This window comes from Capnocytophaga endodontalis, from assembly GCF_002209445.1.
Classification (GTDB): domain Bacteria; phylum Bacteroidota; class Bacteroidia; order Flavobacteriales; family Flavobacteriaceae; genus Capnocytophaga; species Capnocytophaga periodontitidis.
Map to the genome: position 1 here is coordinate 1338683 of NZ_CP022022.1, position 14746 is coordinate 1353428.

Here is a 14746-nt window from a genome sequence, read left to right on the forward strand (position 1 = left end):
TCGTTATTTTTTAGAGTTTGAGATAACTTTTTAAGGCTTCTACATAGTTTTCAAAGGCAAGCAACCCTTTATGCGTGAGCTGAAGTTCGGTATTTGGATAATTGTCCTTGATAGATTTAGTTACTGTAACATATCCTACCGCTTCTAACTTTTGTATTTGCACTGATATATTTCCCGATGTAGCTTTAGTAACCTCTTTGATGCGCACAAAATCGGCTTTTTCTTCCGATATTAACAAAGAGACTATTGCCAAGCGGAGTTGTGAGTGCAAAATAGGGTCGAGTTCGCTAAACATTTTGTTGCTTTTTATGGTGAATATAGAGTTGAACACCAGGAATTAAAAACAGTAAACACGCTAATACCGATGAGAGTAAAGGTAGATACACACCATATTGACAATACAAAACGGTATAGATAATTACGATGGCAATGAGAGAAGTAGCGACCCAAAGGCGCATTTTGAGTTGCAAAGCTACAGCTAAAGCTACAAAAGCAAAAGGAAAGTAGATGGTTAGCAGGGCAATTTCGTAATGATTCCACAAACTAAAAGGCATACAAAAACTGAACAAAGCCACTACTCCTGCCACACACCACGCCCAGTCGAGCCAATCGGCAGAAAGAAAAGCTTTGCGCTGTTCTCCTCTATTTCTCAAGAGGATTCCAAAATTAATTATAAAGCCTAAAGGCATCAATACTGCCCATACCATTCCCGATTGTTTAGGGTAAAAATTGCTGATGAGCATTGTAAACTGCACTATTCCTGACAGTGCGATGAGTGCGCCCCAAAAGAGCAAGAAAAAGCCATTGGCTTCATACTTTTGCTTGCGTTGCTGAATGATTTCTTGAATGATTTTGAGGCTTTCTGAAGGTTGTAATTCTGTCATAATAAAATGATTTTTAGGATTAAATACGGGGCAAAGATAATTAAGTTTATTTTATAAACCAAATTTTTTAACTAAAAAAATTGCCAAAGTCTTTGAACTCTGGCAAAATCTATATTTTATCGTTGCATAAGTCGGGCGACATATTTACCAATTACATCGAATTCTAAATTTACAATGCTACCTATTTGTAAATGTTGTAGATTGGTATGCGCTAAAGTATAAGGGATTACTGCTACGCTAAAACTATCACGAGTGGCATCGACTACAGTGAGGCTTACGCCATTCACAGTGATAGAGCCTTTTTCAATCACTACATTACCCGTGGAAGGGTCGTACTGAAAAGTAAAACGGGTGCTACCGGCTTCCTCTTGAATGGCACTACAAGTACCCGTTTGGTCGATGTGACCTTGCACGATATGTCCGTCTAAACGGGTGTTGAGGAGCATACCGCGCTCTAAATTTACTGCATCGCCTACTTGCAAACTGCCCAAGTGGGTTTTGGCAAGGGTTTCGGCAATAGCGGTTACTTGGTATACATCGCCGTCGATAGCTACTACGGTGAGGCATACCCCATTGTGGGCAACACTTTGGTCTATTTTTAGTTCATTAGTAAACGAACTTTTTACGTATAAATGCAGATTCGCTTGTTTGCGTTCTATTCGTACGATTTTACCTATTTCTTCTATAATTCCTGTGAACATAAAGTTAATTAGCAAATTAGTTAATTAGCAAATATTATGGGAGTAGTTTTTTATATTTTCTTTTTACTGATTTAGAGTTTCTTAAACATTCAATCAATTCATTGAATAAAGATACTTTCATTTTTCCCCATATTTTATAATCACTTGTTTCGTTAGGATATAAATCTTCTAACAAATCAGTAGTGTATTCGTCTAATAGATGTCCGTATAGAAAAGTTGGTACGCTAAAATGCTTTCCATCTTCAGTAATTTCAGTAGAAGTAGAAAGTACAAAACAATTGAAATTACTACTTTCACATTCTATACAACCGTGTTCAATTATTAATTTTTCGGGGATGTAATCCTTACTTGTAGGCAAAGAGGCAAGAATACTTTTGTTGTTGATATTTTTTAATACTACGAAATATTTATTCTTAGCTTTATTACCATTTTTAAAATAAAAAGGAGTAAAATATATAATGGTTCTTTCGGTAAACATTTTTAAAACTGTTCGATATAATCTTCATAAATAGCTTTTTTGCGTGGGTCGTTTGCTACCAAATCGGCTAAATTGAGATAAAGATTGGTACTGTTAATCATTTCATTTTCTAAAAGAGCTAAAACATTATGCTCTTTAGCAGTTTTGTTCCATAGCGAGTCTTCATTATGTGTGTAAGTAACTAATTGTTTAGCAGATTGATTTCCAAAACGCTCTATCACTTCGTCTAATAAATTTATATCATTATCAGAAAATTCATCGTCGTTGAATGATTTTTTAGCAGAAAGATATCCGTTTTTATCGGATTTTATAAAAGGGGATAGCAGAGTCATTTCTGATGATAAATCAATAAATATAGGTTCGGCTACGGGACCGAACTTCCATACTTTATAATCCAAATTAAAGAAAGGAATTCCCGATTGTTTGATAGAGAGCTCATCTAAAATATACAACAACTTCAAAAATTTTGTTTTTGATAAATGTTGTATTCTTTCACTCAAATAGATTGCTGTGTTCCCTATTTTGTTGAGTTGCGCTTCACTATATTGTGTATAAGTTTCATTTTTCATTACTTCTTACCTATTTATCTAATCCAATTCTCCAGTGAGTTCTGAGAACACTATACTCGCTCTTTTGCCTTCGTAGAGCACTTTGTAGACGGCATTGAGTATGGGGGTGCGGCTTGGTTTTTCTTGATTTTTGTTGATGAGATAAGCGCTTTTGGTGGCGTAATAACCTTCGGCTACCATATTCATTTCAGCCATTGTACTCTTTACGGTATAACCTTTGCCAATCATCGTGCCGAACATACGGTTACGACTGAAAAGCGAGTAGGCAGTTACAAGTAAATCACCGAGATAAGCGGAGTTGTTGATATTGCGTTTGATTTTGTAAATATGCTTGATATAACGTCGCATCTCGCGAATGGCGTTGCTCATCAACACGCTTTGGAAGTTATCGCCATAGCCCAAACCGTGTGCAATACCCGCAGCAAGGGCATAGATATTTTTGAGCATAGCAGCGTATTCAATACCTACCACATCGTCGGATATTTTGGTTTTCACGTAATGGCGTTTCATTGCTTCAGCCATAAAGCGTGCTTTTTCCTCATCGAGACAAGCAATAGTGAGGTATGATAAGCGTTCGAGGGCTACCTCTTCGGCGTGACAAGGACCTGCAATGATACCTATCTGTGCGTAAGGCACGTGATGTATTTTGTTGAAATAATCACCTACTATGAGCCCGCTTTTAGGTTCGATACCTTTGATAGCAGAAAAAATATTTTTATTAGATAGCGGTTCGGTGAGTTTTTCTAATTCATCGCTTAAGAAAGCTGAAGGGATAGAGAAGACGATATAATCGCTAAAAGCTACCGCCTCGTTGATATCGTTAGTGAGGTGTAGCTTGTTGATGTTCAGGTGTACGTCGCTGAGGTAGTTAGGGTTGTGTTTGGTTGCTTTGATGTGCTCAATAGCCTGTTCATTGCGCATATACCAACACACTTGGTCGATATTGGCAGTAAGGATTTTGATAAGGGCAGTTGCCCAGCTACCGCCGCCTATTACAGATATTTTAGATTTCATTGTTCTTTGTATAAGGTGATACCTTTAATAAGTTTAAAGTGTTTAAGGTTGTGGGTGTATACAGGCAAGTTGTAATATACTCCTGTTGCACCGATAAAAATATCGGGGAATTCAAGACTATTATCCTTTTTGATAACATCAATAGAAAGTTCAGAAATACTTTTATTGATATGGAGTACTTTTAGAGAGTCCATAAAGGCTTTGATTTCCTTTCTGTCCTCACGAGTAAATTTTCTAAAAGCACTAAGCCAATGTACGATTTCGATGTATACAATAGGAGTGATATATACATTTTTCAGTCCTATTATATTGATTTGCTTCATTACTTCAGGATCGCGAAATAGAAGTTTGCTAATGATATTTGTATCACAAATTACCATATAATTCTTTTCTGTTAAAAGGTTTGATATCGTACTTGCTAATGATAGCTTGAGCTCTTTCAGCTAATTCTTCTATTGTTTTTTTCTTTTTAGATACGGTCTTCTTTTTAGTAGGCATTATAAGTCCTAAGCCTCTGCTGTTACTGGCTTTGTGGGTAGTTGTTATTGTAGCTGTTGTAGGCATAATATTGTATTTCCTTATTATTTTTTATAGAGATATTTTTTCATTTGTTCAGTAGTTATGAAAAAATGTCCATAACCTTTAGCAGTGAGCCCATTGATAAGAACTTGGTCTCTTGACCAAATCTTGTGTTTTATTTGTAGGTGCAAGGCGATAAAGGGGTAATCGTCTTCATCTATATCTTTCACAATAGTAAAGGCTTCTTGTAAATATTCTTTGTCGATTTTATCTAAAGAGATAATAGTAATTTTTTCTAACAAATAGTTTAAATCAGCTAATATTTTCTTCTTAGTTTTATCTTTTTTCCTACTTGCCTCTATAATATCCAAATGTTCTTTTACCTCGTCGATGATAAAATCAGGAGCTATAAATTGCATATTCTTATCTCTCAAGATATTAGCTATTTCTCCATTAGGAGCTATTAATGCACTATAGAAAATATTGCTATCAGCAATTACTATCATTGGTATTAGTTTTTAAAGGGTAGGTTTAGTTTTTTTTCTTTGTTTATTTTGCGTGCAATAGCTCTATTAGTTTCTTTGGAAAGTGCCATTATAAGTTCGTACTGTTCTTGCGTTTCTTCTTCAAAATCAGGCTGGGCAAGAACAGGTTCTTTTATCTCGGTTACTTTTGCAAAATCAAGTTTCTTAGCTTTTTCTACATAGGCTAAGGCTTGTGGGCTATCATTGGTTATGGTAATTGTGTATGGCATAATATTTACAATTAACAATTAACAATTAATAATTATTGAGGTGGATGAGGGCGAATACAGCGTAATTTACTATATCTTGATAGTTAGCTGCAATACCTTCGCTTACGAGTGTTTTACCTTGGTTGTCTTCAATTTGTTTTACACGTAAGAGTTTTTGTAAGATAATATCGGTGAGAGAACTCACACGCATTTCACGCCATACTTCACCGTAATCGTGGTTTTTAGCTTCCATTAGGGTGCGAGCTTCAACTACTTTGGCATCGTAGAGGGCTGTAGCTTCCTCAACATTGAGGTCGGGTTGAGAGGCAATGCCTTTATCTATTTGAATGAGTGCCATTAAAGCATAGTTGATAATGCCTATAAACTCGGTAGTTTCGTCCTCGTCTATTTTGTGTACAGCGTTTTCTTGCAATCCGCGAATGCGTTGTGCTTTGATGAAAATCTGGTCGGTGAGAGAGGGGAGTCGCAATATACGCCACGCGCTGCCATAGTCTTTCATTTTATTGATAAAGAGGCTGCGGCATTGTTCAATTACTTTGTTATATTGATCTATAGTATTCATTTTTTTAGGTAAGAGCTAAGAGGTAAGAGATAATGTTTTATTCTATGATTATAGTGTATTTAGGGTCGATATTAGTACGAGGGTCGAATACAAAGTCAAAATAAGCGGCATCGTCTTTTTTTCCTTTTATTTGTTGTTTTACGCGCCCAATTTCTATGTTTTGTTTGTTAAATACTTTTACCATTACGCTACCTTCAAAGTCTTTTTCGAAAATGAGGTAGAGAGAAAGTTTATTATCATTACCATTTTCATCACTAACGGTGTGATGACCTAATTTTAAGCCGCGTTGGGTGAGAGTTTCAGAAAGTTTTAGTCTTGAATTACCTGATTTGTCAATGCCTTCTCCTATACCATCGCCGAAAGAACGGGCTGTACTTCCTACGATTTCGCCTGCTTTAGTAGCGGTTTTATTAGCGATTTCTTCGGTAGTATTGGCAGCTTCTTTGGCTGCATTAGAAAAGAAACTACAAGAGCTAAAAGTTGCAGTTATAGCAAAAAGTATGATTATTTTTTTCATTGATTTAGAATTTTAGTTTTTCAGGATTATCTCTATTATCAAAAAAGAAAACAATTTCTATCCTATCAGGAAAAATTTCATAAAATAGAGAAAAGTTGTAGAGTATTATTACTCTTCTAATTTCTTTTTGAGGTGTTTGATATACAACTGGGTTTGAGAAAGGGAATTGTATAATTCTCTTTTCAGCAGCTTCAACTTCTGTTATAATCTTTTGAGAGTAAGTAGAAGATTTATTGTGTTCAATCCAAAAATCTAATGTAGAAAGATACTCTAATTCTGCTTTAGGAGCCCATATTATTTGTTTGTGCATAACAATCTTGCTTTTTGATGAACTTCTGAGCTTGGGATTCCTTTTCCTTCACGCAATTCTTGCCAACCTTCCTCAATGCCTTGTATTACTTCTAAAGGTAAAGATTGTATTTCATTCTTCTGCACATCTAAACCTATGGCTTCTAACACACGTACTGCCATTTGGTATTGTTCAAATGTTATATCTTGATTGAATTGTATGTGCCTCATATTTCTTATTTTTGGGCAAAGGTATAAATAATTTGTCAATTAACCAATTTGGTGATTGGAAAATTAGTCGTCAAACAAACCGAAGTAATCTGATTTGTTTGACGACTAATTATTAATTTCTAACTGCTAATTTCTAATTCTTAATCTTTATTGAGTGAATCTTGTTGTAACCTGTTGAGGGTTCCCATACTTCTTTATTAGCTAAACGGATACTGTACTCAGGGCGATTAAATAGGCTCTTGTAGGGGTCGGGGAGATTGAGATAAACGTTGTACTCTCCTGTGGTAAGATTTTTAGGAAGGGTTATCTCTGTACCTACTTCGGTAGTGCTGCCTGCTGCCCAACGGCGAGGGTCGGTATTTACTTTGAAAATATGTTTTTCGGCAGTTCCTTTTTTTGTGAGGATTATCTGTACATCACGCGGATTGAAAGGCGCTGCAAAACCTTCATTTTTAATCTTCAATTGCAGTTGTAATTTTCCTCCTACTTTGATATTATCATTGAATTTTCCCTCAGTAAGCACAAAGCGATAACCGAGACGTCTTTTGATATCGTCCATACATTTGTTTTTCCAAAGGTTTAGAATCCCTTCATAATAGTCTTGGTTGAGATAGCTCCAATGGTAGGTAGCCATATCTTTTAGTGCGTTACTACACTCGGCATAAGAAGAATAGCCTGATGCTGGACGACAGGTTTCGCCCCCCATTACTACGTATTGAGTTTCATTGGCTACATATTTGCGATGCTCTTGTATGTGGTGGTAGGTGCCTGTATCGTCGTCATCGGCGAGGAAACAATCGTTGTGAAAACCTATACGAGATAGGTCGCTACCACTAAAAGCCGTTTGTGCTGTTAGAGCATTCCCTACGCCTATATTTTGAGTGTAGAGTTTGGCTTTTGGGTAACGCACACTTACCATTCTATCTTTAGGCAAAATGCTCAATTCTTTGGCTAATACCTTCTTGCGCGGTTCATACGCTTGGGCGTTATCAGCAGGCTCAAAGGTGTAGTGATTCGTGTAATACCATTCACCCCAAACACCCACAAAACCTGCTTCCCATACAGCTATGATATCAGCATTTTCTTTGATGATAGGGGCTAATTGATTGAGATGTTTTTCTGTCCACTGCCAAGAAGCGTCTCCTTTGCCATTGTTGTAGTCGTTTTGATCATACGAATAGGCAAAGCGCAACACTACCTTACTACCTCCTTCACGAATGGCGCGCATATTATTGCGAATGCGATTTAGAAAGCTTTCTGAAATAGGTTGCTCGCGAAACTCATTCATATAATAGATGGTGAGAACAAGACTAAGTCCCTCTTTTTCTCTTTTTTCTTTTACCCAATTGGCATTTAATTGCCAGCTATTACTTTTTTGATCTTGGTGTGTTAAAAAACCTCGTTCGGGGTTTAAGAATATTTCATTAGTAGGCTGGTAATTCACTATTTGAGTGAATTGGGTATTAGGAGGTAAGGGTTGGGTAGTTTGCGATTGAGTGGTAGGTGACTGTGTACCTCCTCCATTGTTAACGTCATCTTCTTTGCTTTGGCAAGAGATAGACACTGCTAATAAAGTACATAACGTTAAAAAGCATTTTTTCATATTATTGAATTTTTAATAAGGTTATCTTTTGAAGGTGTCCAAAAAGTTTTTCTAGAGGGGGCGTTTGCAAAACGCCCCTACACAACATACTCTAAAAGTGATTGATTATCATATTTATAGACCTTATCAAAGGTACGAGCCGTACGGGCAAGAAACTTTGGCAAAGTGTAGCGACACAAAAGCGATTTTGAGATTTTTTGGACAGCCCCATTGATTATCAGATTGCTATTATAATTTAACGTGAGTTCGGCTTAAGTAATTATTTGACAATCAGTAAAATATTTTTAATCTCCCACGAATTACACGAATTTTCACGAAATTGGGAGTGTATAAAAGTCGTTATTTTTTATTATCTCACGAATTTTCACCTGACGGTGAATTATTTTGTGAATATATTATGTTACAAAGCTGTAAAACAATGTTCTGTTATATTGAACTCACGTTAATTTATTACTTAATCTTTACAAAATAAGGCAATCGCTCCAAAGGTACTTTTAGGGTGTATGCTTTGCCTCCTTTGTACTTTTTGCCTTGTTCGTCTTGCCAAGTGCCTTTAGGGAGTTTTACCGTGCGAATATCGCTTTCGGTCATTACAGGGGCTACTAAATACTTATCGCCCAGCATATATTGGTCTTTGCAATTAGCGAAACCCTGATGAGGAAAAGCATACTCCATACTGCGCACAATAGGTTCTCCTGTTTGTGCCGATTTTTTAGCTTCGGCTATGATATAGTCGCCTAATTGTTCGTGCCATTTGGCATATTTGATACAGATAGCCAAATTTTCTTTCGAGAGAATACGCCAAGGAGCTACTGAAAATTGCATCATAGGCATCATCGAATGTATTTGGCAAGAGCGCACTATGAGTTTCTGATTGAACTTAGTAGGGTCTACATTCAAGAAACTGCCGTATTCCCCTCCGCCTATCATATCGGGACAGGCGAATGCATAACCGTTGAGTCCTGCGGCTATCATATCGGGGACTAAACGGGCTACACCGTCCCAAGAGTAACTCTTGTCACCCAAACGTTGTACCAAAGCCTGTCCGCCTAATTTCCAGCAAGCGCGGAACTCGTTGTAAGGGAATTCTAAACCTAATTTACCCCAGAGATAGGTCTGTTCAGTATCGTAAGATTTTTGGTCGAAAACCTCTACATCTTCCGCCAAATAGCGCTCTGGGTCACCTGCATCAAACTTAAATCCATCGATGCCGTATTCTTTTTGTAGGTCTTTGAGCATATTCACAAAGTAAGCAAAGGCTTCGGGATTGCTGAGGTCGTAGCAAGCGCTGAGCCCATTCCACCAATCGAGGATAGCAGGGGTGTCAGCTCCTTTTTTCTTCACTAAATAGCCTTTGTCGCGCAAAAAGCGGTACTCTTGGCTATCGGGTGATACAAATGGGCATACCCATACCATCACTTTGAAGCCCATTTGGTGGAGCTGGTTTATCATTTCCTTAGGTGTAGGGAACTTATCGGGGCGGAATTGCCATACGCCATAGTCTTTTTGCCAGTTGTCATCAATCATTATTACTCCCGTTGGCATTCCGTTGTCCAGAATGGCTTTGGCGTAGGCTAAAACGTCTTTTTCGTTCTGATTGTAAATAAGTTCTATCCAAGTGTTGTATTGCGGTTTGGTAAAGAACACTTCGGGGGGGATTACCCCTGAAGGCGGAAAATATTGTTTACTTACTGCCTGATAGGCACTTTTGAGGGTAGAGCCTGCTGTGTGGCAACCCACCTCAGCCCGTGAAGGAGTGATAAGTATCTTTCCGTCTTTAAATTGGTAAGCAAAAGGAGCTTCCGAAGCGATATAACGCCCTTGATTAGAGTACAGAAAGGGCACTGATTGGTTGTTAAAATTCTCGGTGCGCAAGTTGTAAATACGCTCCGATGGTTGGTAAGGCATCTCTTTGCCTACGCCCGTAAAGCCACCCCACCATTGTTCATTGGGTAGTAGGGTGATTTCAGTGGGCTGTTGTGCGCTCGCCCATAGCGAACTGCACAAAGTAATAAAAGCAAATATTCTTTTCATTAGTCGTTAGTTTTTAGGTGTTAGGTGTCAGGTGCCCCCGAACCCCCGAAGGGGGACAATCCGAAAAAGCGATAATGTGTTGTAAAATTAATTAACGTGAGTTTGACGTAAGTAATTACTTAACAATCAGTAAAATATTTTTAATCTCCCACGAATTTCACGAATTTTCACGAATTTGGGAGTGTATAAAAGTCTTTATTTTTTTATTATCTCACGAATTTTCACCTGGCGGTGAATTATTTTGTGAATATATTATGATATAAAACTGTAAATCAATATTCTGTTATATTGAACTGACGTTAATTATTGATTATTTCTTAAAACTTATTTGTATTATTAGTCGTTAGCTTTACTCATATACTTAGCTGTGAGTTCTTGCTGTTTTTATCTTTTACCTCTTACCTAAAATAAATTCTGAGGGTGATACCCCAAATTGTTCTTTAAAAGCTCTTGTGAAATACGACGGACTATCGATTCCTACTTCGTAGCACACTTCACTGATGAGTTTATCGGTGGTTTTAAGCAGTTCGGCAGCTTTGTCTAAGCGTATTTTGCGAATGTAGTTTGCCAAGGTAAGCTCGGTAGCTTGTTTGGCAAAGCTGTACAACTTAGTGCGGTTCATACCGAGTTCAAGACAGAGGTTGTCTACCGAGAAATGTGGATTTTGCATATTGGTCACAACCAAATGAGTGAGCTTGTCTAACTGTTCTTGTTGTTTTTTATCAATCACTTTCTGACGGATATTCTCAATAGGAGCGTGTTGTTTGCTCTTGTTGAGCAAGTTGCGCACATTGGTTTTGAGCAGTTTCACATCAAAAGGTTTCGTAAGGTAGGCATCAGCTCCTAACTCAATTCCTTCTATTTGTGACTCTATTTGCGATTTCGCCGTGAGCAATATCACAGGGATAAAGCACGTTTGCAGGTTCTTTTTCAGGATAGCACAAAGCTCAAATCCGTCAATTTTAGGCATCATCACATCCGATATGACCAAATTAGGAAAATGCTGATTACACTTCTCAATCGCTTGTTCGCCGTCGGAGGCGAGAATGATGTTGTACTCTTTGATAAAGATGTTTTTGAGTATCATCAGTACCTCGTGATTGTCGTCTACTAAAAGCAAGGTAGGTTTATCTTCTTGAGGCAAATTTAACATTTCGTCCTCTTCTTCGCCTATGTGTTCATACTCAACCGCATAGTCCGATAAGTATTCTTTCAGCTGAAAAGCACTGTCCTGTAACTTCTGTTCGGGCAATAAGTAACTATCGTCCATAGGAAAAGTGATGATGACTTCGGTACCTACATTGGGCTTACTGCTAATGATAATCCCACCGCGATGCGCTTCAACTAATGATTTTACCAAAGAAAGCCCGATGCCCGAACCTACTCTTTTTTGTCCTTGTCCCTCTACACGGTGGAAGCGTTCAAAGATTTCGGATAAGGCATTCTTCTCCAACCCTATGCCTTCATCTTGCACTTTTACCACCAACTGTTTGCCTGGCAAGGTATGCGCAGTGTTCTCAAAGGCGCTCTTGTAGAGCGGTGTGAGCTCTCTCAAATTCTCTACCGAAATCGATAAGCGTATAGTGCTTCCCGCATTGGAGTACCTAATAGCATTGGAAAGAATATTCGAAAGTATCTTGCTAAAATACTTCTCATCTAACCACAGCTTCACTTCTTGTTCAGGTAGTGTTAATTGCAACGTTATAGCCACTTGGCTTGCCCACTCCTTAAACTCGTTGTAAATGGCTTGCACATAGCTGTTTGCCGAAATGTAATTGGCTTTTAGCTGAGGTGTATACACGTCCATACGGTGTATTTCAAGGAGTTCGTTCACCATATTGCTGAGTTTGCCCGTATTGCGTTTGAGGGTATGCACATACTTATTGGAAGGCATTTCCTCTTCCATTTCAGTTACTGCGTGGCTCATTAGGGTAAGTGGTGTACGGAACTCGTGTGAGACGTCTGTAAAGAACTGCATTTTCATCTGCATTAGCTCTTCTTTATGTCGCTCTTTTTCCTCTTGTACAGCTATGGTATGCTTCATTTGCGTCCATCGCATAAAGTACCTGAAACCTATGTACAGCAAGCCTGCAAGGGCAAGTGCATATAGGGTGTACGCCCACCACGTAAGCCAAAAAGGAGGCTTGGATACCACTGTAAGCTCGGTCTGCGCTCCGCTCCATTGTTGCCAATCGCCTACCTCTACTAATAGTTTGTAAGTACCATAAGGGAGCTTTTGGTAAGTGGCGTGTGGGGCAGGGTCATTTACGGCTATATAATGCCAATCAGTGTCGTAATCCTCTAATTTATAACGGTAGCGCAACCGCTGAGGTGCATTGTATGACAAAGTGGTGAAGTACACCGAAAAATCGTTGTTCGGGTACGCAATCGAAAGCGCATCGGTAAACTCTATAGACGAATTGACTACCTTGCCGTTGTTTTCAAACCTGCTAAAATGTACTCTTAGGTGAGCTGACGAAAACATTTGCGCTTGTGGTTTGAAATAGTTAAAGCCGTGTGAGCCCCCAAAGTACAGATTCCCCTCAGCATCTTTGCAAGAGGAAGCCGTCCCGAAACTGTGTCCTTGCAAGCCATCATTGTTGCTGAAAGCCGCAAAACGTTTTAGTTTTGTATCAAAGAAACTCAAGTAAAAGCCTCCACACCACACATTGCCAAAAGCATCTACTTCCACACTTTCAATATCGTTAGAGGTTGCCCCTTCTTCTATGCCGTAATGTTCGGCAGTATAAGTGAGTTTGCCATTAGCGTTATCAGTGAGAACCACTTTGTTGAGTCCGCTACCCATAGTGCCTATCCAATAAGTATCTTTGTCTTTATCAATTGCCCAAAGATAATTACTACTCAGGCTGTGCGGGGTTTTAGCGTCGGCAGCATATTTGAGCACACGCACTACCTCGCCTTTGGCATTGAGTTGCAATCTGTTTAAGCCCATTACCGAGGTTATCACCAGTTCGTTCTTAGCTTTATCCACATATATTTTGTGGAGCTTGTTAGTAGATAACCTACGAGGTTCAGGTGTTGTTTCGGTAAAGGTGTAGACGTTTTGCCATTGTCCTTTTTGCTCTTCAAAGCACTCCAATCCTGAATAGGTAGTAATCCACAAACGGTGAAAGGTATCGAGCTTGATATCAAATATATAATCGTTGCACTGTGTTGCAAACGAACCGATAATGCGTCGGCTTTGCTTGTCTATCACCCATACCCGTTCGCGAACCGATACGTACAAGTGTGCTTTATCGCTCTGAATACTCGTAACGTTAGGCGAAAGCTCAGGAGCATTGCAATAGTGCTCGTCTAACTGCTGACTCTGGGTGTGAAACCTAATCACTCCGCCGAACTTATTGCCTATATACACATAGCCATCGGGGTCGTAGTGCATCGTGCTTACAAACTCCGAACCCACTTTGCTCTGGGGTTTTATCCATACCGTCTTGAAGAACGCATCGCGCGTACTGCTGTACGATACACCATTAGACCAAGCCGATACCCACAAATTGCTGTCCTTGTCTAAGAACACACTGTTGATATGATTGCTTGCGGAATACGGATTCAAAGGCGAGTGACTGTGTTCTTTCAGCAGAGAAAGACTGTTTTTATCCAACTGAAAGATACTTTCTTCATTCACTACCCACACGTATTGCCCGCTCAGTGTAAGAGAAAGCAAATGTTTGTTCAGGTCAAAATCCTTTTTAGCGACTATCGTATAGGTGTTATCGGGCTTACAGGCGTACTTCACTAAGCTATCTCGGTAAATCACCCACAAATAGCCATCGGCATAGAGCATCTTTACGATACCCGAACCTATGTTGTTCACCTTTTCAGGTAGGGCTTTTAGTCTGCCCTTGTCAGGAACGTAAGCTGATAACCAAGGGAACCCCGAAAGCCACACTTCTCCTTTTTCACTCACTGCTATTTGCGGATTGAGTTGCGAAGTAGTGAGTTGTGAGACAGAGCCAATAGGCAATGTTTTCAGCGTAAGTGCCTTCTCACGTTGATTCCACACTACCTTAGCACGCCTAATTTGGTTTTCGCTCAAAAGCCAAAGTTCATTGTTTGTGCCTTTTTGTAAGAGTTTTACTTTGGTATAGAAAGCCAAATCAAGGGGGTCGTCTATTTTGAAATTGACAAACTGTTTCAGCCGAATATCAAAACAAGCTACCCCTGCTTCGGTAGCTACCCAAAGGTAACGCCCCATAGGTTGCAAGCTGTACACACGGTTGTAGTACACCGAGTTGATAGGGTCTTGCTCGTACTTGTAGGCATCAAGGGTATAGCCGTCGAAACGGTTGAGCCCTCTATGAGTACCTAACCAAATAAAGCCCAACGAATCCTGAGCAATGCAAGTAACGTTGTCGTGTAACAGACCTTCATTGCGTGTGAGATGGTGGAAAAGGAAAGTTTCTTGCGCTTGAAGCTTCATCCACAGTCCTTCTCCTAAGAAAATAGAGGAAAGAAAATACCACAACAACAGGATTCGCAAGAGCTTTATCGTTCTATTCATTTGTCAGTTTCATTTTTCATTTAGAACACAAAAATATTAAACAATTGACAATTAACAATTAATAATTAAC

General features: G+C 39.0%; 17 protein-coding genes. All 17 read right to left on the bottom strand.

The genetic code is table 11. The features are described 5' to 3' along the window. Positions 1–10 precede the first annotated feature (10 nt). The 17 genes from CBG49_RS06175 to CBG49_RS06255 all read right to left on the bottom strand — a co-directional run bounded on the left by CBG49_RS06175 (position 11) and on the right by CBG49_RS06255 (position 14676). Positions 11–295 carry a winged helix-turn-helix domain-containing protein gene (locus CBG49_RS06175; RefSeq protein WP_009412478.1) on the bottom strand — a complete coding sequence of 95 codons (285 nt, stop codon included), beginning with the start codon at positions 293–295 and terminating at the stop codon, positions 11–13. Further along, positions 288–884: a hypothetical protein gene (locus CBG49_RS06180; RefSeq protein WP_088593805.1), complete on the bottom strand. Its 597-nt coding sequence runs from the start codon at positions 882–884 to the stop codon at positions 288–290. The genes CBG49_RS06175 and CBG49_RS06180 overlap by 8 nt, the downstream gene beginning before the upstream one ends. A 116-nt stretch (positions 885–1000) precedes the next feature. Further along, positions 1001–1585: a riboflavin synthase gene (locus CBG49_RS06185; RefSeq protein WP_088593806.1), complete on the bottom strand. Its 585-nt coding sequence runs from the start codon at positions 1583–1585 to the stop codon at positions 1001–1003. A gap of 34 nt (positions 1586–1619) precedes the next feature. Further along, positions 1620–2063, bottom strand: coding sequence for a hypothetical protein (locus tag CBG49_RS06190; RefSeq protein WP_088593807.1), 444 nt, complete (start codon positions 2061–2063; stop codon positions 1620–1622). A 2-nt stretch (positions 2064–2065) separates the two neighbouring features. Further along, positions 2066–2632: a Panacea domain-containing protein gene (locus CBG49_RS06195; protein WP_088593808.1), complete on the bottom strand. Its 567-nt coding sequence runs from the start codon at positions 2630–2632 to the stop codon at positions 2066–2068. An 18-nt stretch (positions 2633–2650) separates the two neighbouring features. Continuing rightward, positions 2651–3646: an NAD(P)H-dependent glycerol-3-phosphate dehydrogenase gene (locus tag CBG49_RS06200; RefSeq protein ID WP_088593809.1), complete on the bottom strand. Its 996-nt coding sequence runs from the start codon at positions 3644–3646 to the stop codon at positions 2651–2653. Beyond that, positions 3643–4026 carry a type II toxin-antitoxin system VapC family toxin gene (locus tag CBG49_RS06205; RefSeq protein WP_088593810.1) on the bottom strand — a complete coding sequence of 128 codons (384 nt, stop codon included), beginning with the start codon at positions 4024–4026 and terminating at the stop codon, positions 3643–3645. Before CBG49_RS06205 ends, CBG49_RS06200 begins: the two co-directional genes overlap by 4 nt. Then, positions 4013–4210, bottom strand: a complete 198-nt coding sequence (locus CBG49_RS06210) for a hypothetical protein (RefSeq protein ID WP_088593811.1) — start codon at positions 4208–4210, stop codon at positions 4013–4015. Before CBG49_RS06210 ends, CBG49_RS06205 begins: the two co-directional genes overlap by 14 nt. A gap of 17 nt (positions 4211–4227) precedes the next feature. Then, on the bottom strand, positions 4228–4671 hold the full coding sequence (locus CBG49_RS06215; RefSeq protein ID WP_088593812.1) for a PIN domain-containing protein: 444 nt from the start codon (positions 4669–4671) through the stop codon (positions 4228–4230). Positions 4672–4676: 5 nt separating this feature from the next. Then, a complete protein-coding gene (locus tag CBG49_RS06220; RefSeq protein ID WP_088593813.1) occupies positions 4677–4919 on the bottom strand; it encodes a hypothetical protein in 243 nt (80 codons plus the stop codon). Positions 4920–4944: 25 nt separating this feature from the next. Continuing rightward, the gene (locus CBG49_RS06225; RefSeq protein ID WP_088593814.1) at positions 4945–5481 is read right to left on the bottom strand and encodes a DUF1599 domain-containing protein; all 537 of its coding nucleotides are present in this window, start codon (positions 5479–5481) and stop codon (positions 4945–4947) included. A 37-nt stretch (positions 5482–5518) separates the two neighbouring features. Beyond that, complete coding sequence (locus CBG49_RS06230) at positions 5519–5998, bottom strand: hypothetical protein (RefSeq protein WP_088593815.1); 480 nt, start codon at positions 5996–5998, stop codon at positions 5519–5521. Between the two features lie 4 nt (positions 5999–6002). After that, entirely contained in the window at positions 6003–6308 is a 306-nt protein-coding gene (locus CBG49_RS06235; protein WP_009412486.1) for a type II toxin-antitoxin system RelE/ParE family toxin, read from the bottom strand. Beyond that, positions 6293–6517 (bottom strand): hypothetical protein, encoded by a 225-nt coding sequence (locus CBG49_RS06240; protein WP_002680550.1) that lies wholly within the window; start codon positions 6515–6517, stop codon positions 6293–6295. Before CBG49_RS06240 ends, CBG49_RS06235 begins: the two co-directional genes overlap by 16 nt. Before the next feature lie 133 nt (positions 6518–6650). Next, positions 6651–8120 (bottom strand): DUF4832 domain-containing protein, encoded by a 1470-nt coding sequence (locus CBG49_RS06245; protein ID WP_088593816.1) that lies wholly within the window; start codon positions 8118–8120, stop codon positions 6651–6653. A 450-nt stretch (positions 8121–8570) separates the two neighbouring features. Then, positions 8571–10154, bottom strand: coding sequence for a glycoside hydrolase family 31 protein (locus CBG49_RS06250; protein WP_088593817.1), 1584 nt, complete (start codon positions 10152–10154; stop codon positions 8571–8573). Between the two features lie 391 nt (positions 10155–10545). Further along, entirely contained in the window at positions 10546–14676 is a 4131-nt protein-coding gene (locus CBG49_RS06255; RefSeq protein WP_088593818.1) for a hybrid sensor histidine kinase/response regulator transcription factor, read from the bottom strand. Positions 14677–14746 lie beyond the last annotated feature (70 nt).